17 protein-coding genes are annotated in these 22,278 nt (G+C 59.6%); 8 read left to right on the forward strand and 9 right to left on the reverse strand.

Annotated features, from left to right (window positions below; genetic code table 11):
- Positions 1-21 precede the first annotated feature (21 nt).
- From HMPREF3053_RS09160 to HMPREF3053_RS09170, 3 genes are all read right to left on the reverse strand, one after another.
- Complete coding sequence (locus HMPREF3053_RS09160; protein WP_049193268.1) at positions 22-1,344, reverse strand: O-acetylhomoserine/O-acetylserine sulfhydrylase; 1,323 nt, start codon at positions 1,342-1,344, stop codon at positions 22-24.
- A 642-nt stretch (positions 1,345-1,986) separates the two neighbouring features.
- Positions 1,987-4,209 carry an NADP-dependent isocitrate dehydrogenase gene (locus HMPREF3053_RS09165; RefSeq protein ID WP_070767603.1) on the reverse strand — a complete coding sequence of 741 codons (2,223 nt, stop codon included), beginning with the start codon at positions 4,207-4,209 and terminating at the stop codon, positions 1,987-1,989.
- A gap of 265 nt (positions 4,210-4,474) precedes the next feature.
- Positions 4,475-5,464 (reverse strand): hypothetical protein, encoded by a 990-nt coding sequence (locus HMPREF3053_RS09170; protein WP_070767604.1) that lies wholly within the window; start codon positions 5,462-5,464, stop codon positions 4,475-4,477.
- 396 nt (positions 5,465-5,860) lie between these two features.
- Between HMPREF3053_RS09170 and HMPREF3053_RS09175 the strand changes: the two genes are divergently transcribed.
- Together HMPREF3053_RS09175 and HMPREF3053_RS09180 are read left to right on the forward strand one after the other, a co-directional pair.
- Positions 5,861-7,171 (forward strand): MFS transporter, encoded by a 1,311-nt coding sequence (locus tag HMPREF3053_RS09175; protein WP_016422141.1) that lies wholly within the window; start codon positions 5,861-5,863, stop codon positions 7,169-7,171.
- Between the two features lie 43 nt (positions 7,172-7,214).
- The gene (locus tag HMPREF3053_RS09180) at positions 7,215-8,171 is read left to right on the forward strand and encodes an exodeoxyribonuclease III (protein WP_049171950.1); all 957 of its coding nucleotides are present in this window, start codon (positions 7,215-7,217) and stop codon (positions 8,169-8,171) included.
- A 28-nt stretch (positions 8,172-8,199) separates the two neighbouring features.
- Here the strand turns inward: HMPREF3053_RS09180 and HMPREF3053_RS09185 are convergent, their stop codons facing one another.
- On the reverse strand, positions 8,200-10,887 hold the full coding sequence (locus HMPREF3053_RS09185; RefSeq protein ID WP_070767605.1) for a DUF6541 family protein: 2,688 nt from the start codon (positions 10,885-10,887) through the stop codon (positions 8,200-8,202).
- A gap of 190 nt (positions 10,888-11,077) precedes the next feature.
- Between HMPREF3053_RS09185 and HMPREF3053_RS09190 the strand changes: the two genes are divergently transcribed.
- From HMPREF3053_RS09190 to HMPREF3053_RS09200, 3 genes are all read left to right on the forward strand, one after another.
- A complete protein-coding gene (locus HMPREF3053_RS09190; RefSeq protein WP_016422144.1) occupies positions 11,078-11,509 on the forward strand; it encodes a hypothetical protein in 432 nt (143 codons plus the stop codon).
- Between the two features lie 96 nt (positions 11,510-11,605).
- A complete protein-coding gene (gene trpS / locus HMPREF3053_RS09195) occupies positions 11,606-12,661 on the forward strand; it encodes a tryptophan--tRNA ligase (protein WP_049171954.1) in 1,056 nt (351 codons plus the stop codon).
- A gap of 62 nt (positions 12,662-12,723) precedes the next feature.
- Positions 12,724-13,749, forward strand: a complete 1,026-nt coding sequence (locus HMPREF3053_RS09200; protein ID WP_070767606.1) for a YhjD/YihY/BrkB family envelope integrity protein — start codon at positions 12,724-12,726, stop codon at positions 13,747-13,749.
- Here the strand turns inward: HMPREF3053_RS09200 and HMPREF3053_RS09205 are convergent, their stop codons facing one another.
- Complete coding sequence (locus tag HMPREF3053_RS09205) at positions 13,750-15,000, reverse strand: D-alanyl-D-alanine carboxypeptidase family protein (RefSeq protein ID WP_070767661.1); 1,251 nt, start codon at positions 14,998-15,000, stop codon at positions 13,750-13,752. It lies immediately after the preceding gene.
- Positions 15,001-15,156: 156 nt separating this feature from the next.
- Between HMPREF3053_RS09205 and HMPREF3053_RS09210 the strand changes: the two genes are divergently transcribed.
- Positions 15,157-16,386 carry an adenosine deaminase gene (locus tag HMPREF3053_RS09210; RefSeq protein WP_070767607.1) on the forward strand — a complete coding sequence of 410 codons (1,230 nt, stop codon included), beginning with the start codon at positions 15,157-15,159 and terminating at the stop codon, positions 16,384-16,386.
- A gap of 30 nt (positions 16,387-16,416) precedes the next feature.
- Here HMPREF3053_RS09210 and HMPREF3053_RS09215 read toward each other — a convergent pair whose 3' ends face one another.
- From HMPREF3053_RS09215 to HMPREF3053_RS09225, 3 genes are all read right to left on the reverse strand, one after another.
- On the reverse strand, positions 16,417-17,658 hold the full coding sequence (locus tag HMPREF3053_RS09215) for a hypothetical protein (RefSeq protein WP_070767608.1): 1,242 nt from the start codon (positions 17,656-17,658) through the stop codon (positions 16,417-16,419).
- A gap of 132 nt (positions 17,659-17,790) precedes the next feature.
- Positions 17,791-18,834, reverse strand: a complete 1,044-nt coding sequence (locus HMPREF3053_RS09220) for a C40 family peptidase (protein ID WP_070767662.1) — start codon at positions 18,832-18,834, stop codon at positions 17,791-17,793.
- Positions 18,834-19,154, reverse strand: coding sequence for a hypothetical protein (locus HMPREF3053_RS09225; protein ID WP_070767609.1), 321 nt, complete (start codon positions 19,152-19,154; stop codon positions 18,834-18,836). The genes HMPREF3053_RS09220 and HMPREF3053_RS09225 overlap by 1 nt, the downstream gene beginning before the upstream one ends.
- A 348-nt stretch (positions 19,155-19,502) precedes the next feature.
- On the opposite strand from HMPREF3053_RS09225, the gene upp reads away from it, so the two are divergent.
- Complete coding sequence (gene upp, locus HMPREF3053_RS09230; protein WP_049171962.1) at positions 19,503-20,138, forward strand: uracil phosphoribosyltransferase; 636 nt, start codon at positions 19,503-19,505, stop codon at positions 20,136-20,138.
- Positions 20,139-20,147: 9 nt separating this feature from the next.
- Here the strand turns inward: upp and HMPREF3053_RS11030 are convergent, their stop codons facing one another.
- Positions 20,148-20,831 carry a hypothetical protein gene (locus HMPREF3053_RS11030; protein WP_141758951.1) on the reverse strand — a complete coding sequence of 228 codons (684 nt, stop codon included), beginning with the start codon at positions 20,829-20,831 and terminating at the stop codon, positions 20,148-20,150.
- 196 nt (positions 20,832-21,027) lie between these two features.
- On the opposite strand from HMPREF3053_RS11030, the gene HMPREF3053_RS09245 reads away from it, so the two are divergent.
- Entirely contained in the window at positions 21,028-22,254 is a 1,227-nt protein-coding gene (locus HMPREF3053_RS09245; protein ID WP_070545714.1) for a M20 family metallopeptidase, read from the forward strand.
- Positions 22,255-22,278: the final 24 nt, after the last annotated feature.

The raw sequence follows: 22,278 nt of genomic DNA on the forward strand, positions 1-22,278 counted from the left end.
CTGTGTCTGTGTACAAACGGTCTACGCGAGTGCTGCGAAGCCGCCCTCGAGATCGGCGATGATGTCATCGATGTTCTCGATACCGACAGAGAGGCGAACGGTGGCCTGGGAAATGCCGGCGCGGATCAGACCCTCCTCATCGGACTGGGAGTGAGTGGTGGTGGCCGGGTGGACAACCAGCGAGCGGACATCACCGATGTTGGCGACGTTGGAGTGCAGCTTCAGAGCGTCAATGAACTTCCACGCCTTGGCGGTGTCGGCATCCTTCAGGTCGAAGGAGAGCACGCCGCTGGCGCCGGAAAGGTCCAGCTTGTTCAGGGTCTCGTACCACGGGGAGCTCGGCAGTCCAGCGTAGTTGACCTTGGCGACCAGCGGGTGGTTCTCGAGGAACTCAGCGACAGCCTTGGCGTTCTCATTGTGGCGCTCGATGCGCAGAGCCAGGGTGTCGAGGCCCTGAGCCAGAACCCAAGCGTTGAACGGAGCCGGGGCAGCGCCGGTGTCGCGGAGAATGCCAGCGCGAGCACGCAGTGCGAAGGCCGGGGCGCCCAGGTCGGCGAACTTCAGGCCGTGGTAAGCCTCGTCGGCCTCGGTGAAGTTCGGGAAGATGGAACGGCCGTTGCGGGTCTGAGTCCAGTCGAACTTGCCGCCGTCGACGATGACACCGCCAAGGGAGGAGCCGTTACCAGTCAGGAACTTGGTGGTGGAGGAAACCACGACGTCAGCACCGTGCTCGAGCGGGCGCAGCAGGGCCGGGGTCGGAACCGTGTTGTCGACAATCAGCGGAACGTTGTTGCGGTGTGCAACCTCGGCGATGGCCGGGATATCGAGGACGTCGATCTGAGGGTTGGCGATGGACTCACCGTAGAAACCGACGGTGTTGTCCTGAACTGCTGCCTGCCAGGACTCCGGGTCATCCGGGTTCTCGACGAAAGTGCAGTCGATGCCAAGGCGCGGCAGGGTGACCTTGAACAGGGTCTCAGTACCGCCGTAGAGGCGTGGCGAAACGACGAAGTGGTCGCCTGCACGAGCCAGGGTGAGGACAGCAGCGGTCTCAGCTGCCTGGCCGGAGGAGAACAGTACGGCAGCGACGCCGCCTTCGAGGCTGGCGATGCGCTGCTCGACGGCATCCACAGTCGGGTTGGTCAGTCGGGAGTAAATCGGGCCTGCATCCGAGAGGTTGAAGCGGTTGGCAGCGTGCTCAGCGGAATCGAAGACGTAGGAGGAGGTGTTGTAAATCGGCAGGTTGCGCGCGGAGGTCTGTGCGTCCGGAGCGAAGCCGGCGTGAATAGCGCGAGTGGACAGGCCCCAGTTGGCGGCGTTGCTGTTGTCGTACTTGGTGGTCATTTCAGATACTTCCTTGCGGTTTTTTGAGGTCGTTCAAAACGTTGCTTACAAACAATAGTGAACCAAGCTGTCTATTGCAAAGTTTTGGAAAAACCCAAGGTAAGAGGGTGTGTGTATCTGTGTCGAGAGTGCTATAGCCCGCTTAGTACGGATTGGTTTGATTAGTTCTGGGGCGTGGTCGGTTGTGGGGGGTGGAGGCTGCTGTATATGGGGGCGTGGGTGGCGCGTGGTGGGTGGTGGGTGGTGCGTGGCGAGTGGTGTTCGACGGGTGGCGGTTTGCCGAAGGAGTTAGTGCCTACCTTTATGACAGTTTGAAGGCAATTTTTTGGACAAAAGTGTCATAAAGGTAGTCAGTAACTCATGGGGTGAGGCACTGCGGTGCCGGGGCATCGGGCACTGCGGTGCCGAGTGTCGGGGCGAGCCAAACAGGGGACTGAGTATGGGCGAAGGGTACCGTAAAGCGCCGAAAAGCACTGGATACTGTCAAGCCCGTTAAGGAAGTCAGGGTATAGAAAAAGCCCCTCGCACCATGTGCATCAAATGCAACATGAGCGAGGGGCTATCGCCCGAAACCGGCGGTCAGCCTAGGTCGGCCTAGGCCAGCCTGGGCTAACCAGGCCAGTCAGGAGCAAGCAGCTAGTCCTACTTCTTCAGACCGTCGATGATCTCGTTGAACTCAGCGGACGGACGCATAACTGCGGAGGTCTTCTCATCGTCCGGCAGGAAGTAGCCACCCAGGTCAGCCGGGGAGCCCTGAGCATCAATCAGGGTCTTGGTGATGGACTCTTCCTTCTCCGTGAGAGCCTTAGCAACCGGGGCGAAAGCTTCCTTCAGCTCGGAGTTCTCGTCCTGCTTGGCCAGCTCCTGTGCCCAGTAGAGAGCCAGGTAGAAGTGGGAGCCGCGGTTGTCGATTTCGCCAGCCTTGCGGGACGGTGACTTGCCCTCGTCGAGCAGGGTAGCGGTTGCCTTATCCAGGGCCTCAGCCAGGACGCGTGGACGTGGGTCGTCGTCATGCTCAGCGGCGTAGCGCAGGGACTCGGCCAGTGCAAGGAACTCACCCAGGGAGTCCCAGCGCAGGTGGTTTTCTTCCTGAACCTGCTGGACGTGCTTCGGTGCGGAACCGCCTGCGCCGGTCTCGAACAGGCCGCCCCCGGCCATCAGCGGCACGACCGACAGCATCTTGGCGGAGGTGCCCAGCTCCATGATCGGGAACAGGTCGGTGAGGTAGTCACGCAGAACGTTACCGGTTACGGAAATGGTGTTCTCGCCGCGGCGGATGCGCTCGAGGGAGAACTTGGTAGCGGACACCGGATCCATGATGCGGATATCCAGACCCTCGGTGTCGTGGTCTGCCAGGTACTCGTTGACCTTGCTGATCAGGTTGTTGTCGTGCGCACGCTGCGGGTCCAGCCAGAACACTGCAGGGTCGCCAGTGATACGAGCGCGGTTAACGGCCAGCTTCACCCAGTCGCGGATTGGGGCGTCCTTGGTCTGGCAGGAGCGCCAGATGTCACCCTCGGCGACGTGGTGCTCAATCAGAACCTCGCCAGCGGAGTTGATGACCTGCAGGACACCGTCAACCGGAATCTGGAAAGTCTTGTCGTGGGAGCCGTACTCCTCAGCCTTCTGAGCCATCAGGCCGACGTTCGGGACAGAGCCCATGGTGGCCGGGTCGAAAGCGCCATTGGCGCGGCAGTCCTCGATAACAGCCTGGTAGACGCCTGCGTAGGAAGAGTCCGGGATGACTGCGAGGGTGTCGCGCTCCTCACCATCCGGACCCCAGCCCTTGCCGCCGTTGCGGATCAGGGCCGGCATGGAAGCGTCAACGATGACGTCAGACGGAACGTGGAGGTTGGTGATGCCCTTATCGGAGTTGACCATGTAAAGGGCCGGACCTTCCTTCAGGTCCTTCTCGATAGCGGACTTGACGGCCGCCGCAGTAGCGTCGTCAAGCTTGTGTAGACCATCGAGCATGGCGCCCAGGCCGTTGTCCGGAGTCAGGTTGGCGGCAGCCAGCTTGGACTCGAACTTCGGGAAAACAGATGGCAGGAAGGCCTTGACAACCTCGCCGAAGATCAGCGGGTCGGAGACCTTCATCATGGTGGCCTTCAAGTGGACGGAGAACAGGATGTTCTCGCGCTGTGCGCGACGGATCTGAGCGCGCAGGAAGTTGTCCAGGATGTGGACGTTCATGCCCGTGCCGTCAATAATCTCGCCCTTGAGGACCGGCATGTCCTTCTTCAGGGTGATGATCTGGCCGTCGTTAGCCTCGAGCTGGTAGGTCAGCTTGTCGTCGGCCGGCATGACAACGGACTTCTCGTTGTGGCGGAAGTCGTTGGAGGCCATGGTGGCGACGTTGGTCTTGGAGTCTGCGGACCAAGCGCCCATGCGGTGCGGGTGCTTGCGGGCGTAGTTCTTCACCGGCTCCGGAGCGCGGCGGTCGGAGTTGCCCTCACGCAGTACCGGGTTAACGGCAGAGCCCTTGACCTTGTCGAACTTGGCGCGGTCGGCGGTCTCTTCCTCGCCTTCCGGCTGCGACTTGTACTTCGGAATGTCATAGCCCTTTTCCTGCAGCTCTGCGACAGCGCGCTTAATCTGCGGGACGGATGCAGAGATATTCGGCAGCTTGATGATGTTGGCGTCCGGCTCCTTGACCAGCTTGCCCAGGGCTGCCAGCGCATCCTCTACCTTCTGTTCGTCCGAAAGACGCTCCGGGAACTGAGCCAGAATGCGGCCTGCGAGGGAGATGTCGCGGGTTTCAACATTGACACCAGCCTGGCTTGCAAATGCCTCCACGATTGGCTTCAGCGAGTAGCTCGCCAGCAGAGGGGCTTCGTCAGTACGGGTCCAAATAATTGTCGCCATAATTCATGTCTCCTATCTGTTTTGTTCCACGATAACCCAGTTTTGAATCTTGGGTTGTGTCGGGGCATAGCGCAAAAACAGTGATAGTGATATGAATAACGCAATTATGTGAGGTAAGTCACGAAATGCGCAATTATTTGTCGCTTATTCGCCGCTTTTCATTCCATTTTTCGCTTTACGACGGCCCCCGCGCTCAAACCCTTCAAATACGAAAAACCGCGCTGGGGTGTCGTGCACGCCGGCGCGGTTGTTCAGGGCAGCCTAGTTAGTTCTGTGTATTGTTCGGAGGATTGTTCTGGCCGAACTGGTAGCCCTGAGTGTTCTGAGACTGGGGGTACTGCGGAGCATAGCCCTGCCCCGGCGCCGACTGGGTAGTCCTGACCAGTTTCTGGCCGCGGAACCATGCGCGCATGTCCTTGAGGAACATAAGAACGCAAGCCGCGATCAGCATGGCACCTGCGAGGAAGAGGACTACATCCACCCAGGAGCTCAAGAACAGGAGGGGGATGATGGTCATAGCCAACGCCAGTGGTGCCACGGTGACGCAGAAAAAGATTGGTGCCGTCGAGTCTTCACCGCGGAGGATGGAGTGAATCCAGTATGCGGTCAAGGTGACAAGCATCATTCCCAGCAGTAACAGGAGTGGAACAAGAACGAGGGCGGCTGCAGCGCCCATGATGTAGCCGATGTCATCCCAAGTGCCCCCCAATGATGACTCTAGGCTGCCGAGATCGTTGGCGCCCTGGATGCCGAGCGTGATTGCGTACAGAACTGCGATGATGCCAATCAGAGTTGAAAAACTGACCAAGCCGGTAGTGATTCGGGGGATGAGTGGCATGCGCTGCCACATGTTCTGCAGTGTGGCGTTTGCAGGCAGCGGTGGTACATCCGTGGTCACCGTGGTGGTTACTGTCGCAGGACTGGTTTGAGTTGGGGCGGACCACTGTGCTTGCTGGGTTTGCGTCTGGAACGAGGATTCCTGCGCAGTGGGTACCGGGCGATTTGCCAGCCCGCGCAGCGTCGCAATGGTGATGGTGGCGTTCTCATCGGCCAGCAAAGCGTCGTATTCGCGACGACGTCCCTCATCGCCAAGCACTTGCAGCGCAGTGAGCTTCTCCTGGAACTCGCCGGAGTACTCCGAGACTCCAGCATCTCGCAGTTCGGAGAGTTGATTAGAAAGATTTGCATGGAGCTCTTCGGTGCTGGCTGCGCTATCCAGCGTCAGAGACTCATAGAGGTTGTAGCGGTCGCCCATAGTGAATCAAGATCCTATCGGTATTGCAGTTCGAAATATCTTTTAAAACAATTTACCCGGTAGCTAGTACGGCAGCATCGAAGACCCGGAGCGCTCGATGGTAGGAAGTCCGTCACGCTCGAAGGGAATTCGTAGTCCTCGGCAAACAATGCCGATTACAAAATGCTTTGGGAAGAACTTGAGTGAGCGACTTCCACTAATGGCCGCAGATGTTATTCCGCGCACAAATACCCGGGGAACAGGCGGATTAAATAGCGAAATTTTTGTGTTGCGGAGTAGAGTCTCATTTTTCCCTTGCGGCTCCCCTCACGGTTTTGCGAGCCCGTCTTGGGTCGAAAGTCGAGGGGAACTGAGAGTCCACCAACTGGCGTAAGAAGAGAAAAGGAGACGGTCGCAATGACGTCGTCAAGCGAAGTAACAACCCACAACGACGACCACAAACCGCGTGCGCGTCGTGCGGGAGCGTTTAGCTCGCATCGCCGTCCTGTTCCGGTGCAGGACGACATCTCTGATCTACGCCGAATCTTGGTGATTGTGGCTCTGTCGGTCGGTGCATTCGGCATCGGCGTTACCGAGTTTGTGGCCATGGGCCTGCTGCCTTACATCGCTGATGCCTTCGGACGTGATGAGGATGCCGCAGGGCGCATGATTTCGATGTACGCACTCGGTGTTGTCGTGGGCGCACCCCTAATTACCGTGCTGACCGGCTCGATTCCGCGCAGGCGCATGCTCCTGCTGCTGATGGCGGCATTTACCATCGGCAATGGTGCCACGGTTTGGGCAGGCACACTGGGCTCTTTCGAAGCAGTCATGGTCTCGCGCTTCATTGCCGGTCTGCCGCACGGCGCGTATTTCTCGGTAGCGGCGCTGGTGGCGGCCTCCCTGGCTAAGCCGGGACAGCGCGGCAAGATGGTGGCTCTGTCGGGCGTGGGGTTGTCGGTGGCGACTGTGATTGGTGTGCCGGCCGCGCAGGTGCTGGGACAGATCTACGGTTGGCGCAGCGCCTTCGCGTTTGTCGCGGTCATCGGGCTGATTGCATTTGTTTCGCTGTGGTTCGCCGTGCCGCATATGAACCGCATGCCGAAGACACGTCCGATGGATGAGCTCTCGGCTCTGGTGACACCGCAGGTGCTGCTGACCGTCGCAATCGGCACCGTTGGTTTCGGCGGCATGTTCGCGGTTTACACCTACATCACCTGGACTATGACTCGCGAAGCGGGCATGAGCGAAAACCACATCTGGATTGTGCTGATGGCCTACGGCATCGGCATGGTTGTCGGTACTTACATCGGTGGCTGGCTCTCCGACCGCATCGGGGAGTGGGGCATCATGGTTGCGCTGGTGCTGATGGTAATCATGCTCAGCGTCTTCTACTTCACCTCACAGAATGCTGTGCTGGGCACGATCAACTTCCTCCTTATCGGTCTGCTGGGATCGGTATTGGTGCCAAATCTGCAGACCCGTCTGATGGATGTCGCCGGTCGCGCACAGACGCTGGCGGCAGCTCTCAACCAGGCCGCATTGAACATGGCCAACGCCTTTGGAGCGGCGCTCGGTGGTTGGGTCATTGCGTCCGGTTATGGCTACCGCGCACCGGCTTTGGGCGGCGCGACGTTGGCGATGTTGGCTATCTTCATCGCTCTGCCGACCATTGTTCTTTACCGCCGCTCACAGGCGAAGAAGGCTGAGCGCATCGAACTGCGCTAGGGGTCTTCAAGGCGTAGTGCACGCATAGGTAACGTATGAGGGCATGAGCCTTACAATCGCGACAATCAATGTCAACGGCATCCGCGCCGCCGTCAAGGAGCGCAGCGAAACCAACCTGGGATTGCTGGAGTGGTTGAAGCACACCAGTTCCGATGTCGTTTTGTTGCAGGAAGTCCGCGCCACCGACGACCAGGCACGCAAGGCCCTCGCGCCCGCTTTTGATGCCGGATGGCATTGGGTCGGCGCTGAAAACCTGGGTGCAAAGGGGCGCGCCGGCGTGGGCATTCTCTCGCGCTTTCCGCTTAACGACGTCCAGGTGGGCATCGGCTCCGAGGAGTTCGAAGAATCCGGTCGGTTTATCAGTGGTATTGCCCCGGCAGCGGACACCGGCCTGGATGTGGATGTCCAGATTGCCAGCCTCTACCTGCCCTCTGGTGCTGCCCTGAGCGAGAAGCAGGATGAGAAGTACCGCTTCCTCGATGCCTTCTCCGACTACCTGGCGGAACTGGGTGCCAAGGGGCGCGACGGTCACCACGCAGTCATCGGCGGCGACTGGAACATCTGCCACCGCGAACAGGATTTGAAGAACTGGAAGACCAACCGCCGCAAGAGCGGTTTCCTACCGCAGGAGCGTGCCTGGATGGACTCGGTCTTCGGCTGCTGGCCCGATGAGGTTCCCCAGGATTCGCAGGTTCAGGCCAGCGAAAAGGAGCTGGAATCCGGTGCCTTCTCCGATGGTTCTGTGTGGGAGGCCCCGAAGCTCAATGCAGATCCGGTGTGGTTTGATGTCACTCGCCGTCTGCACCCAGAGGCCGACGGCCCCTGGTCCTGGTGGACCTACCGCGGTAAGGCGTTCGATACCGATGCCGGCTGGCGCATCGACTACCAGGCGGTAACCGAACCAATGCTCAAGCGTGCCGTCAGCTCGGTAGTGGATAAGCCTGCCGCCTACGACCTTCGCTGGACGGACCACGCGCCGGTGATCGTGGAGTACGCCTAAACCCGGCATACGCCTAACCCCGAGTGGACTAGTGTGCTCCGACGTCAGCGAACTCTGGGATTATCTCAGGCTCGGGAGCAGTTACGAGATGCCGGTTCTGCCGCAACATCGAGGCGATGCCGTCAACGATGGCGTCGGCCCATTTGTCCTGCATAGCGGGGTCGGCCAAATCGCGGGTGAGTTTTTCAGCGCCCACCGCTCCCAGCGATAGCGCAATTGTCGGCGCATGTGGCCGCGAACTCTGGTTCACCGCCACTGCCGGCGCCAGGCCGGTGCGAAACTCGGTTGGCACCCCGTTTGTGCTGTAACTGCTGTGCGGATTGAAACCTCGGTACACCATTCCGTCGCGCACACCCGCCGCCAACTGCCAATCGGCAGGAGCATCGTCCTCAGGTTCGAGAGACTTCACCACAGCGGATACCGAAAAGCCACGATCGCCGATGTTATCCCCAGAAAGAGTCTGGCCCTCTGATGAGCGACCGACGATTACGGTGGCTGCGCTCGCCGTGTCGTCGGCAAGCGAATGTGCGCCAACGATTGCGCCGCGCTGACGGAGCTTGTCGCTGGCGCGTTGCACGATGCTGTCGATGTGAGCGGAAGTATCCCCACTCAAACGCAGCGCGCGAGGCAGGTCGGCGTTGATAGCCTCGATGGCCTCGCGGCGGGAGTCGACGGTGATGTGCGCGCCGGCGAGCGGATCGACAGCCTCGTCAGGGGAGGGGACGATTGGCTGGCGCGGAGGCATCCACAGCGGATTGGGGCGCGCCGGGCGGCGTGGGGAACTGTTGACAACAGCGTGCAACTCTTCCGGTGAAAACATCTTGTTGACCGCGAAAATCATCACCGAACTGTCGTGATACACAGGCGTGAGCCCCGGCGCGTGCCATGCCCAGGAACGCATCGACAGCGCCTCCGTGCCATCCGTGTTCACACCCGGCGGGGAACTAATGATGTAGTGCACTCCCAGTTTCTTCGCCATGGCATCGAATTCCGGATGTGAGCCCAGCAGGTCAACGTTGATCGGCAGCTTGTTGCTCGCCTCGGCAGTTTTGTCAGAGAAGGAGAAATGGCGGAACAGCGTCGGCAGCCCGTTGATGGCGTACATCCACGCAGAACCGTCACGACGGTCATTGAGAATATGCCCCTCAAACGCATGCGGCTGTGCGGACAGCCAATCAATAGCTTCCATATCCGCAGCGGTCACAAACGTGCTTCCGAAACTCTGGCGAATTGCCTCGCGCTGAGCAGGCCCACTCGCCCAGGTCGCAGGCACAATCGCCAGTGCCGCTACGAGCCCCATCGCCAGCGCAGGATTCCACGACTTGACCGGCTGATTTCGCTTCGCGACGATCCACTGCGCCGCAGCCACAATCCCGACAACGGCAGCCGCGACTGCGTAGCCGACCAGCACTGCGCGCAGAATTCCCATAACCGCCTGCATGCGGTACGGCATGTCGTAGAAGAAAGTGCCAATAAACTTCAGATAGGTGCCGAACGGCTCAGACCAACGGGACTGCGCACTGTCGGACACCACAAAGAGCAGCCCGAAAACCAGCGCCGGCCACGGCGCCCATGGGCTGTCTGGCAGGCGAGAGACCAGCGCCACCACCAGGCCGATGAGCACAAGAACCAGAACAGTCCGGGAAAAGATGGGCTCGTCAGCATAGCGGGAAAATCCGATGAGTGTTCGCCACAGCGATTCGGAGCGGGAAATCTCAATTTGGCCGGTAAAGCCCGCAACGGATTCGCCTTGCCCCCTCGCGGACAAAGCCGCCGGGAGAGTCATCACCAGAGCGAGCGCTCCGATAATTAGCGTGCGAACTAGGCCACTGACGCTCGGTTGGGTGATCAACCACAAGCCAACAAAGAGCACGGCAGCAATTGCGCCGGCCGGGTGCGTGATAAACGTGCCGACCAGGGCAAGCGTAGCGGGGACAATATAGCCCCGCATGGTCAAAGCCGCAGCAATCGGCAAAGCGGCCACCGCGAGCAGATACGGCATGGAGGAGGTGCGCCAAAGAGCCACCCAAATCTCCGGAAGCATCAGCGTCGCGACGGCAGCTGCAGGACCGGCATAGGCCGCCCACTTAGGACCAACTGCGGTGCGGGCTAGCACCGCAGTTGCTGCGGGAAGAAGCAGCGCCGGGGCCAAGAACGCAAACACGTTGGAATCGAGGAAGACCGAGCCGGGCAGCAGCCCCGCCATGGCATGCCAGCCGGTGGGGTAGAACATTTCGGCCCCGGTCTCCTGATTCATCAGGTCACCGGCCGCGGTGGGCGAGGCTATTGCATGTTCGTCAATGAACCGGAGGAAGTTGGTATGCCAGAGCATGTCCCAGGCTTCGCGGATAGCGCCGGGGCCGCCAGGGACGTCGTTAAGCACGAGCATGGCGCGCATCGAGCCGACTACCGTAACTCCGACGACAATCATCGCGGTGACAACGCCGGAATCGAAGCCGTCTTCGGGCGTTGCTCGGGGGACGAATCTGCGCACCAGATAGCCAATAGCACAGAACCATGCCCACATGCCGGCCACGAAGAGCCAGGTGTAATCCAGCCCGAGCGCGTGAGACAACCATGCGGAAAAACCGGTCACACCCAGCATTAATGGGCCGGCAGATGCCAACGCGAGCGTGGGACGTAGCCCACTGGCCCAACCGAGAACTGCGCCTGGGACCAGCAGGATGAAGACGGCAACCGCAATGGCAGCGAGCATGGGACTCCTGACGGATAAGAGAATTGAATTAGTCCAATAATACCTGTGGGTTAGTTCGGCACTTGGGACGCGAGCGCCTAAGATTTGAAGAAGGACTGATGGGACTTCAGCCGCTGTAAAACCCAAGCGCGAATCTGCGCGGGACTTGAAGCGAGCTCGGTGCGGACCAGGAAAGGAGAGGACATCCCCAGTGAAAAACGGCGAGAGCGATAACAAGCGGCACCAGATGGCCGATTTGGAAGCCATCGCACGGAGTCTGCAGAACGACCCTGGCACTGCTGTCAATGTCCCAGTGGTCGTGACTTCCGGTGTCATTGTTGCGTTTATCGTGCTGTCTTTTGCCTACGCGTGGCCACTGTGGATTTCCCTCGGACTCATTGTTCTGCTGGGAGCCGTGATGGTCGTGTCCTACACCCGTAGGCCACCCGTAGCCCCGCTCGAGTTGACCCAGGGGGAGCGTGAGCGTGTTCGCCGTGTTCTCTCTGAACACGGCATTCGCCCAGCGATCACGTTGGTGCGCGCACTGTACCCCGAGGAATCGCCAGCCGCTGCGGCGCGCACCGTCAAATTGCTATCCGATCGAATGCTTGTGGAGCAGGGGGACGAGGGGCGTCGGGGCTAGCTTTTGGCAGTCGGTTTCCTGCAAAAGCCCGTGGTGTTGTCGAAACGGGTACGTCGTCGACTCTCAACTGCGGGCCTCGCGCTAGACTTATTGGCTATGAGTGAAAGCAAGGGGCCTGAAGCAACTAATCCTGCACCGAGTGCTCGTAAGCAGCGCGTTCTGTCCGGCATTCAGCCGACCGCAGATTCCTACCACCTGGGCAACTACCTGGGAGCATTGAAGAACTGGATTAATCTGCAGGATGACTTCGACGCTTACTACTTCATCCCAGACCTGCACGCCATCACTGTCGAGCAGAATCCGAAGGAGCTGCGTCAGCGCACTATCGCAGGTGCCGCACAGCTGATTGCACTTGGTATTGATCCGGAGAAGTCGGTGCTGTTCGTGCAGTCGCATGTGCCCGAGCACGCGGAGCTCGGATGGGTGCTGACCTGCTTGACTGGCTTTGGTGAAGCCAGCCGTATGACGCAGTTTAAGGACAAGTCCTCTCGTCAGGGCGCGGAACACACCTCCGCTGGTTTGTTTGCGTACCCGATGCTGATGGCTGCCGACATTCTGCTCTACCGCCCACAGCTGGTGCCGGTGGGCGAGGACCAACGCCAGCACCTCGAGCTGACGCGTAACCTGGCGCAGCGCTTCAACTCCCGCTACAAGAAAACCTTCGTTGTGCCGGATCCGCACATCATGGAAGGCTCCGCCAAGATCTATGACTTGCAGGATCCGACCTCGAAGATGAGCAAGTCGGGTGCAAATCCGAAGGGCATTATTAACCTCTTGGACGACCCAAAGGTCTCCGCCAAGCGCATTCGCTCGGCCGTTACCGACAATGATGGCGAAATTCGTTTCGACCGTGAGAACAAGCCGGGCGTTTCCAACCTGCTGGTCATTCAGTCGGCGTTGACCGACAAGCCTGTCGACGAGCTCGTTGCCGGCTACGAAGGCGCAGGCTACGGCCAGCTGAAGGCTGATACCGCAGATGCGCTGGAAGCATTCACCACGCCACTGCGTGCACGCTATGAGGAACTCATGGCTGATCGCGGTGAGTTGGAACGGATCCTGGCCGAAGGCGCTGACCGCGCACGTGAAGTTGCTGCCAAGACACTTGCAGATGTGTACGAGCGCGTCGGGTTCCTGAAGGCCGCCAACCGTTAATTCAGCTGTAGACTCTGCACTTCAGTCTCCGTACCGAAAGCTGGCACGTTAAGGTAGAGGACATGGCAACCTCTACTCAAAAAGATCCGAAGAGAACGGACCGCTATGGCATCGAGCGTGTACACGCCGATGAGCCGAGCGCAATCGACCGCCTCCGCGAAAAGTGGGCGTGGTTCGATCACGTTATGCGGATGCAGGAGCGCTACTCCGAGCAGGGCGGCAACTTTTTTGCCGCCGCTGTCACGTACTTCTCCGTGCTGTCGATTTTCCCCCTTATCATGACGGCATTTGCCATCCTCGCACTTGTGTTGCGTGGTAATGAGCAACTGCTCGAGCAAATTCAGTCCGCTATCACCGACTCCATCGATGGGTCAATGGGCGACACCATCAACGCAATTATTGAAGGCGCGATCGATCAGGCCGGTGGCGTTTTCACTGTCGGTTTCATTGCCACCCTGTGGTCGGGTCTTAGTTGGATGAGCAACCTCTCCAACGCAGTGACACAGCTGTGGAAGCGCCCGCTGGGCGCTAGCAACTTCGTGATGGGAAAGGTTCGCGACCTGCTGCGTCTGCTGGGCATGCTGGTTATGATCCTGCTGACCTTCGCTGTCACCGCGGCCGGCTCTTCCGGACTGACACAGTCCCTGCTGGACAAGATTGGTCTGGCCGATGTCCCGGGAATCACAATCATCGCGGGATTGATTGCCATCGCCATTGGTCTCGTTGCCAACTGGCTGCTGTTCTTCTGGATGCTCGCTTTCCTGCCGCGCGGGGGCGCCCCGTTCCGCTCTGCGGCAAAGGGTGCGATTATCGGTGCGATTGGCCTTGAGGTTGTCAAGCAGCTCGGTAGCGTTTTCTTCTCCAACGCCCTGTCGAACCCGGCCGGTGCAGTTTTCGGTCCGGTCATTGGTCTGATGGTCGTTTTCTACCTCATCTGGCGCATCACTATGTACGCCACCGCCTGGACCGCGACGACCGAAGAAGCGCTTGCCGACGAGGAGCTGGATGCACCTGCTCCTGCTGTCATTAACGTCCGTGCGGAAGCGGCCAACCCGTCCGGATTGAACCGCCTGCTCGGTTCGAAATAACTAACCGCGATTGCGTCTGCCGAAGCGGTAGGTGACCATCGCAATCAATGCGATGACACCTACGATGGCAGCGCTGACAGTAATTTTCAGCCCGGTTCCTGTTGACTCGTCGTCCAGGATATCGGGCAATTTTTCTACCAACGTATCCTCAGTCGCTTCCGCTTCGAGGACACCGACAGAGCTGTCCTGCGGGGCCGCGAAGCCGGCGTCGAGAAGCGATGCCGCCTGCTCCCAGGGGCGCGGTGAATCCTCCACAGTGACATCGAGAACGATGACGCCGAGACGACGGCCGTCGCGCTCAGCCACCCCAGCGAAGGTGTGACGGGCATCGTCGGTAAAACCGGTTTTGCCTCCAAGCGCGCCGGGATAGTCCTGGGCAATCAGCTGATTGTCGTTGGCGATTTCGAAGTCATCGACCTCGAGAGCTTTGTCTCCGGGGATGGTGGCCAGGCGGGTGGCCGAGAGTTTGCGATAGGTCTCATTGTTGAATGCGTGCTGGAAGAACAGTGACATGTCGTATGCGGACGTCATCTGGCCCGGAGCATCGAGACCAGTCGGGTTGACCACTCGCGTATCCGTCGCCCCCAATTTCTTTGCCAGGGCGTTGACTTTTTCGGTGGTCTTATCCATGCCACCAAGTTCGCGGGCCAACGCGTGGCCGGTGTCGTTGCCGGAATTGAGCAACAGGCCAGTCAGGAGCGTTTCTACCGAGTAGTTCACGTCCTCGACGATGCCGACACGAGAGCCCTCCATGTTCGCGTCCTCGAATGTCGCTTTAACCGAGGTGTCGAGCTTCAAATCCTCGAGCGCCTCCATCGCCAGCAACACCTTAATAATCGATGCCGGACGGTAGCGGCCGTGCGGGTCCTTCGCCGCAAGGACATTGCCGGATTTCAAATCGAACACCGTCCATGCAGAGGCGGAGAGGTCTTTCGGAACGTCAAACCCCTCACCGCTGACAATGCCGCAGGCGGACATTTTGCTACCTCCAGCCGGTTTTTGGGGAACCGGAAGTGGAGGGGGAGATGTTTCGCCGGGAGCCGGAACCTCCGAGGAGTCCACTGGTGCTGGTGGGAGGGTCTTGTAGGGGCAGCCCTCCGTGTCACGGATGTCAGGTGCGGGGCCGACAATCGGGGCGTCGTCGGTAAGCGAGGTGCTCTGCGCCATGGCTGCGGGGGCAGTGCTCGGCAGAAGCAGAGCGCTGGTGGCTAGCAGCGTAACGGCAGATGAGTAGCGGCGAGAGGGAAACATGATGAAATAAGGGTAGTAAAACGTCACCCGGAATGACGTATTTCTCGTGTGTGGATGGGGGAAAACGGGGGAGAGAAAGTCTTTGTGCAAAGCGGAAATACGATTCCGCGGCAGTGAAGTAGAAGCGGAGGGCGCAGTACCGATAGTCTGGCCATTATGACTAATTCTTTGCACAGTGATGCTCAGTCTCTGGACACACAGTCTTCGGCATCGAATCTCGATGAGATGCGCAAGGTTGTCGCCAGCCTGCCCAAGGTACTGCTTCACGATCACCTCGATGGCGGCCTGCGCCCGCAGACCGTTATCGACCTGGCCGCGGACTGCGGTTACACCGATCAGCTGCCCACCACCGACGTGGATGAACTGGAGAAGTGGTTCATTGACACCGGCAACTCTGGCTCGTTGCCGAGCTACCTGACTGCCTTCGCGCACACCTGCGCCGTCATGCAGACCGCTGAGTCGCTGACGCGCGTGGCGCGTGAGGCCGTAGAGGATTTGGCTGCCGACAACGTTGTCTACGCTGAGCTGCGCCTCGCTCCGGAAAACCATCTGGAAAAGGGCCTGGATATGCAGGCTGTTATCGACGCTCTGGTCGAAGGCCTGGCGCAGGGTGAAGCTCATGCCGCCGCTGAGGGAAAGCACATCACCGCACGTCTGTTGGTCTGTGCGATGCGCCAGAATAACAATTCCAAGGAAGTCGCACAGCTGGTCATCGACAACTACGGGAAGAACTCCGACGGGTACGTTGTCGGTTTTGACATCGCTGGACCGGAAAACGGCTTCCCGCCGGCTAACCACGCCGAAGCATTTACTATGCTGCGGGAGAACCTCATTCCGGTCACCATTCACGCAGGTGAAGACGCCGGTGTGGATTCGTTGCAGGACGCTGTCGTGCAAGGTGCTCACCGCCTGGGGCACGGTGTGCGCATCTACGAGGACTTCGGTGCTTCCCTCGAGGGCATCGAATGTCAGGAGGTTGCCTCCGCTATTCGTGATCGCCAGATTCCGCTGGAAATCTGCCCGACCTCCAACGTTCAGACGGGTGTCTGTGACAGCGTTGCGGACCACCCGTTCTCGCTTCTCGACGATATGAGTTTCGCCTGCACCGTCAACACGGATAACCGCCTGATTGGTGCGACTTCCATGACCAGGGAGTGCATGGAGCTGGTGGAGAACTTCGGCTACGGCTACAGCGAGCTGTTCGAACTGACCTCGAATGCGCTGAACAACGCATTCGTGGACCTGCCGACCCGCGAACACATCATGGACACCATTATTTACCCCGCTTACCTGCAGCTTATCGACAACAGCGACGAGGACATCGAAACTGATGTCAACGGTGCGGGTTTCGGTGCCGAAGATGAACTGAACCTGACGCTGGACTAGCCAGCGCCGGCCAGCTTTGCTGGGTGGGAGCTAGATCTTGGTCGTAAACCGAGCGGCCAAGTCCTTCTCCAGCTGCCTCCAACCCTTGGCCTCATCGTCGTAAGGCGGAACTGGCTCGGACAGCTCTCCGGTGTCCAGCAGGAAGTTCAGCAGCCACTGCAGCTGCTGGTTGCCCGCCAGTACTTCGTTCACGGCATCATCACCAGCCCAGTCAGCGGCGTCTGCGAGTAGCTCGTACGCGCGGGCGAGCTGGGCGGTGTCCACGGCGTTCGGGCCCTTTTCAATATCCTCGGCCAGACCGGTAAACGAGTACTCATTGTCCTCGTGCACCACGGCCTCTAGCTCACCTGCGTTGGCTGCGGTGATGATTTCATCCCACGTCGTCAGCGCCGACATGTCGTGATGCTTGTTCTCCAGCAGCCAACGCACCATCGTGCGTGGCTGCGAGAACGTGTGAATCTCACCGGCGCTGCCCAGGAATAGCGGGCGACGCCCCATGTAACAACGCAAGGTGTATAGCGTGCGGCCAGCGATGGAGATCTTAATCGGGTCGATGCCAGCGTTGGCCCACACCGTCTGATCGTACGGATCGCCGACGGTCTCCTCTGCGGACTTCTTTTCCTCTTCGCGCTTCTTCTCCGCTGCTTCACGACGCTCACGCTCCGCGGCCTCCGCTTCCTTTAGTGCGGCTGCAGCAGTGGTTTCAGACTCTTCATCGATGTTCGGAGTATTTGCGCCGATGGCGTCGATAGCGTCAATGCAACTGTCCCAGTTGGTCAAGATGACATTGCCGATAGCCGACCACTGAGCGGCGCCACCGCCCTGGAAGTGATCAGCACCATTTTGCGTGGCAGCCAGGACAGAGTGAGAGGCGAACATCTGGTTGATCGGATTGAGATCCGCGATCGCACCAATCGAGCGAGTGATGGCAAGAATGCGGTCTGCGCGCGAAACATGGTCGTAGTCGGCCCGGCCAGCCAAAATTTCTGGCAGCCCAATCAGGTCATAACGGTGGCGTGGCGCCGCGATGGCCGCTCCCGGTAGCTGCTGGTTGAAGTTGCGCCAGCTGGGGTGCTGCGTGAAGTCGTGAGGAGCATCCGACTGAAGGAAAGCCAGGAGCTTTGCCGCTGATGAGAACAAATAGATGTCATCGCCGCGGCCGAGCAGAGCCTGCCACTCGGAGCTACCTTCACGCCAACTTGGAGCCCACAACGTGTAAAAGGTGCCCGAGGTCAGCTCGAGTTCGATAGGAACGATGCCTTTCCTGGCCATAGTTTTCGTCGCAGCCCTTCTGCTTGTCGGTGATTATTAGAACTCAAAAATTGTCATACCTGCAGCGCCCCCACGGGTGGCAAGTTTGCGTAGTCCTATCTTAGAAGTTTTACGACGCAGATACCCACCGCACTATCCGGTCGGGCGGTAGAACCCTTTAAACGGCATGCCGATGTTGGTTGTACGCACGGGGTTTACCTGTACCGGATCGCCCGCTTCGACCATCTTTCCGTCGCCGATAACCATGGCGACATGGCCGTCCCACACTGCAAGATCGCCAGGCAGCAGTTCATCCTGGCTCACCTGTCGGCCGACGGCCTGTGCTTCTGCCGTGCGGGGAATATCAACACCAGCTTGCCCGTAGGCCCAGTGCGTCAAGCCTGAGCAATCGAGCGCCTGCCCCGGAGTATTTCCGCCCCAACCGTAGGGCGTTCCGACGGCACTGAGTGCAGCCTTCACCGCAGCTTGGGCTTCTGGTGTCGGCGCGCCAGCCCCCGCATCCGCAGGCACCGGCGCGCTGCCCGAATCGGACGACGCCTCCGAACCATCTGCAGCATCGGTAGCGCTGGCCGATCCTGGGGTGTTCGTAGACGTAGAAGCGAGGGCGGCTTGAGTGGTTGCTGGGGCCTCCAACTGCGCCGGACGGGGTGGGGTAGGGGTGTCCACCGCGGCGCTTGCCTGCTGTATCAGCGACTGCACCAGAGGCCGCAGTTCTTGTTCTAGTTTCATAAGCCGCGCAATGGCCTGTGAGATCGCGGAACTGGCCGCTGAGACTAGGCTGGCACCGATCGCGGCGAGACCTGCGGGCCCCGCAGCCGTCGCAGTCAGCGAGCCCATGGCGGAAGTAACAAAATCCATGGCGATCCGGGCCAAATCAGTGGCCGCTGACATTACTGCGGCTAGGCCCTTGGCAATGTCACTGTCAATGGTTCCGGCGCGAGCTTCCAAGTCGGCTGCCGCATTTGCAGCCCGTTTGAGGCTTGTTCCCGCGGCTCCTGCCCCGGAACCAGCACCATCGCCCCAGTTGCGGTCAACGGAATCTGCCACTGAGCGCCAGGCAGTACTCGCGGCGGGGATTGCGGCCCCAGCAAGTCCCGCCAGCGCGGGTGCGATGGCAGGACTTAGCTGTTGTGCAATCGCGCTGGGGACCTCCGTAAGTAGATTGGTGGGAAGCATCACGCACCGCCAATCCCGCGAGCTGCAACGGCTCCCATTTTCGGTGAGATGGACTGCAACGCATGTGCGCCTGCATCTTCAGCAGTGGACACCGCAGAGACAAGAGCGTTCAGTGCACGAGCAGCGCTGGTGCCGTACTCATTCAGCTCAGCCACATGCTCATGCTGGTGCTGTAGAGCAGTGGCTGCAGCGTGACAGAAGGGGCCGGCAAACGGGACGTCGCCAAGCGAGTGCAGTGCGCTGATGTCCAAGGCAGTGCCGCTGTCCTGCTGCGACAATGCGTCAAGGCGCGCGGCATTGGCAGAAATAAGCTCTGGCACCAGCGTAAAGACTGAGTCATTCCCGCTAGTGGCCGGAGAGAGAAATGATTGGCTGTGGGGACTGTGCGGTGATGGACGGGACAAGATTTACGGCCTCTCTAGGAAATTCGCGTGTGGTTAAACACTCAGTGCTGTGGCAGAACGGCTTGCGGGGTTCGGACGGCGGCTGAGTGGTAAGTGGATTTGGTAGTAAGCGGGCTTACACAAATGGGGCGTAGTAAAAAGCCCTCGTATTGTTAGGCGCGAAAAAGGCCGATTCGGTTCCATCTTTTTTTGGGGAACGCGGTTTCAGAAACTTGCGATGCCGGCACCAGAGCGGCAAAAGCAAAGCAATGTATTTTGGAAGGCATGGAGATTACCGTTGTCAACCATCCCTTGGCACAGTCACGTTTGACCATTCTGCGCGACGCGCGCACTGATAACGCGGGCTTCCGTGCGGCACTCGCCGATCTGGGCGCAATGCTGATTTACGAGGCAAGCCGGGAGCTGCCCGTCGATAACTTCGATGTTCAGACTCCAATCACCACCGCGCCGGGTTACCGTCTGCAGGATCCGCCGATTATTGTTCCCGTCATTCGTGCGGGGCTTGGCATGATTGATCCGTCGCTGTCGATGATTCCGGATGCGCAGGTGGGCTTTATTGGCCTGGCTCGTAATGAGGAAACCCATGAGCCGGTGCCGTACCTCGAGGCGCTGCCGGAGGATCTGTCCGGGCGCACTGTCTTCCTGGTCGACCCAATGCTGGCAACCGGTGGTTCACTGCTGCATGCCCTGAAGCTGTTGGCAGATCGCGGAGCGGACAACATCACGGCCGTGTGCATCATTTCCGCACAGCAGGGTGTCGACGCCTTGAAGGAATCCGGTTTCCCGGTGCGTCTTGTCACCACTGTGGTGGACCCGGATCTTAACGAGGATGCCTACATTGTGCCGGGGTTGGGAGATGCGGGCGACCGTCTCTACGGTCCCCGCAACATTGATCTTTAAATTAATCTCTTAGGCAGTTCCCCAGGCTTCTGCGGCGTACTTTTTGACGACCTCGTTGTCCTTGGTCACAAGAACTCCGTCGGGGGACATCTGGTACTTGTACGAGCCGTTTTGTGCAACAACGCGGTCGCCCTCATCGACGATGATGTCCATCGATCCGGAACCCTGTGGTGTATCCGAGCGGTAGTACTTCTCGCCGGAGCGCGTCTCACAAGCAGCAGCCTTAATTCCCTGTTCAGCGGCGATAACAGCAAAGGCGCGGTCACCGTTGTCGCAGCGTGCGGAGCTGCCCACGAAGCCCAGGCCGTCCAAGTCGGAGCGGCCAGTGCCGAAGTCCTGTCCCTCCGGAGCTGTTGTCGGCTCAGAGCTCGTCGTCGTTGATGATGAAGACGTGGTGCTCGGCGTCGACGACGAGGAAGATGTCGAAGTGCTCGGCGTGCTTGACGACGTCTCGGAGGTCTTCGACGGAGTTGTCGTCGTGGTGGTCGTCTTGCTCGTAGAAGTCGAACTCGTCGAGGACGGCGGTGTCGAACTGGGCGACGTCGGCTGCGAGGAGGAGGGGACCTCCGGACGCTGGGGCTCATCATTATTGTTCAGCGACAGGCCGATGGCGATGCCGATGACAACCACGAGTGCTGTGGCCACGATGATGATGGGGATGCTGAGAGACTTAGGTGTGCCATTGCCGGACATGCCTATTATCATCGCAGACTTCCTCAAAATGTGAAACATCTGATAATTGAAGAGGTCAAAGTTAAAGAAGTGGCTCCTGGTCATGTGTACGTCTGGCGCTGACATTCAAGCGCTTGCCGGCCACTGCTATCGCTGGCGCAGTCGTCGGTAGGCCTCTTGTTACGGCCTGTCGGCGGAGCGCTTACACTGGAGAGTTGTGATTGAGGAGTTTATTAAGCACTGGTGGGCTGAGCACGCGAACGAGATTCTCGAGTGGCGGCGGCATCTTCATGCGCACCCAGAGCTATCTCACATGGAGCACGCCACCACGGCTTTTGTGGAGGAGAAGCTGCGTGCTGCAGGGCTGAAACCAGTGCTGTTTCCCAACACCGGCTTGATGGTTGACATTGGTGAAGCCGAACTCGCCGGTAGTGACGCCGGAGGTGAACTCCCAGGGCGTCTCGCTTTCCGCGGTGACATAGACGCGCTTCCAATTACTGAGACCACGGGGCTGGAGTTTGCCAGCACCAACGATGGCGTCATGCATGCCTGCGGGCATGATTTTCACACCGCGATTACGCTCGCGACGGCATTGGCCATGGCTGAGTACCACGAGAAGCACACGTTGCCTACTCCGCTGCGTTTCATTTTCCAACCGGCAGAGGAAGTCATGGTTGGCGGCGCGCCCGAAGTTATTGCCGCCGGTGCGCTCAATGGGGTTGAACGTATTTTTGCTGTCCACTGTGAGCCGAAACTACGTGTCGGTCACGTTGGCGTTCGAACAGGTGCCATCACCTCTGCAGCTGACACCCTGGAGATTCAGGTGCATGGTCCGGGCGGGCATACCTCCCGTCCGCAGATGACGGCCGATGTTGTCTATGCGCTGGGTAAATTGATTGTAGATTTGCCGGGCTTGCTGTCGCGACGCGTCGATCCTCGTACAGGCACCGTGCTGACGTTCGGCTCCGTTCACTCCGGGTACGCGCACAACGCGATTCCGTCGGAAGGCAGCGTCAGTGGCACCCTGCGCACCGCGGACATCAAGACCTGGCGCGACATCGATCCACTGGTGCGCGAACTGATTGAACAGGTCCTCGCTCCGACCGGCGCCGATTGCACCATCAACTACGAGCGTGGCGTGCCGCCTGTGCTTAACGACGAATACTGCACCGCCCTGATTGCGGAAGCGGTGCGACGAGTGGACGAGAATGCTGTCATTCAGGCCCCACAGTCGTCCGGCGGCGAGGACTTCGGTTGGTATCTCGAGCACGTCCCGGGTGCGATGGCTCGTCTGGGCTGCTGGTCCGGTCGTGGAGACAAGCACGATTTGCACCGAGATGATCTAATCGTGGACGAGCGTTGCCTGGGCGTTGGTGTGAAACTCTTCGCTGGCATCGTCGCACGCTATGAGGATGGCGCGCAGTCAACCATGACTGTCCGTTAGACTATTGGGGCAAAGCGGGGAAAA

Origin of the sequence: Corynebacterium sp. HMSC064E07, assembly GCF_001815745.1 — a bacterium.
Classification (GTDB): Bacteria; Actinomycetota; Actinomycetes; order Mycobacteriales; family Mycobacteriaceae; genus Corynebacterium; species Corynebacterium jeikeium_D.

What these genes read in the sequence shown, in the direction of transcription:
- HMPREF3053_RS09215 (WP_070767608.1), bottom strand. Translation starts at nt 17,658, where the DNA reads ATGGCCAGGAAAGGCATCGTTCCTATCGAACTCGAGCTGACCTCGGGC.
- HMPREF3053_RS09210 (WP_070767607.1), top strand. Translation starts at nt 15,157, where the DNA reads ATGACTAATTCTTTGCACAGTGATGCTCAGTCTCTGGACACACAGTCT.
- HMPREF3053_RS09175 (WP_016422141.1), top strand. Translation starts at nt 5,861, where the DNA reads ATGACGTCGTCAAGCGAAGTAACAACCCACAACGACGACCACAAACCG.
- HMPREF3053_RS09205 (WP_070767661.1), bottom strand. Translation starts at nt 15,000, where the DNA reads ATGTTTCCCTCTCGCCGCTACTCATCTGCCGTTACGCTGCTAGCCACC.
- upp (WP_049171962.1), top strand. Translation starts at nt 19,503, where the DNA reads ATGGAGATTACCGTTGTCAACCATCCCTTGGCACAGTCACGTTTGACC.
- HMPREF3053_RS09185 (WP_070767605.1), bottom strand. Translation starts at nt 10,887, where the DNA reads ATGCTCGCTGCCATTGCGGTTGCCGTCTTCATCCTGCTGGTCCCAGGC.
- HMPREF3053_RS09180 (WP_049171950.1), top strand. Translation starts at nt 7,215, where the DNA reads ATGAGCCTTACAATCGCGACAATCAATGTCAACGGCATCCGCGCCGCC.
- HMPREF3053_RS09160 (WP_049193268.1), bottom strand. Translation starts at nt 1,344, where the DNA reads ATGACCACCAAGTACGACAACAGCAACGCCGCCAACTGGGGCCTGTCC.
- HMPREF3053_RS09200 (WP_070767606.1), top strand. Translation starts at nt 12,724, where the DNA reads ATGGCAACCTCTACTCAAAAAGATCCGAAGAGAACGGACCGCTATGGC.
- HMPREF3053_RS11030 (WP_141758951.1), bottom strand. Translation starts at nt 20,831, where the DNA reads ATGTCCGGCAATGGCACACCTAAGTCTCTCAGCATCCCCATCATCATC.
- HMPREF3053_RS09170 (WP_070767604.1), bottom strand. Translation starts at nt 5,464, where the DNA reads ATGGGCGACCGCTACAACCTCTATGAGTCTCTGACGCTGGATAGCGCA.
- HMPREF3053_RS09220 (WP_070767662.1), bottom strand. Translation starts at nt 18,834, where the DNA reads ATGCTTCCCACCAATCTACTTACGGAGGTCCCCAGCGCGATTGCACAA.
- trpS (WP_049171954.1), top strand. Translation starts at nt 11,606, where the DNA reads ATGAGTGAAAGCAAGGGGCCTGAAGCAACTAATCCTGCACCGAGTGCT.
- HMPREF3053_RS09165 (WP_070767603.1), bottom strand. Translation starts at nt 4,209, where the DNA reads ATGGCGACAATTATTTGGACCCGTACTGACGAAGCCCCTCTGCTGGCG.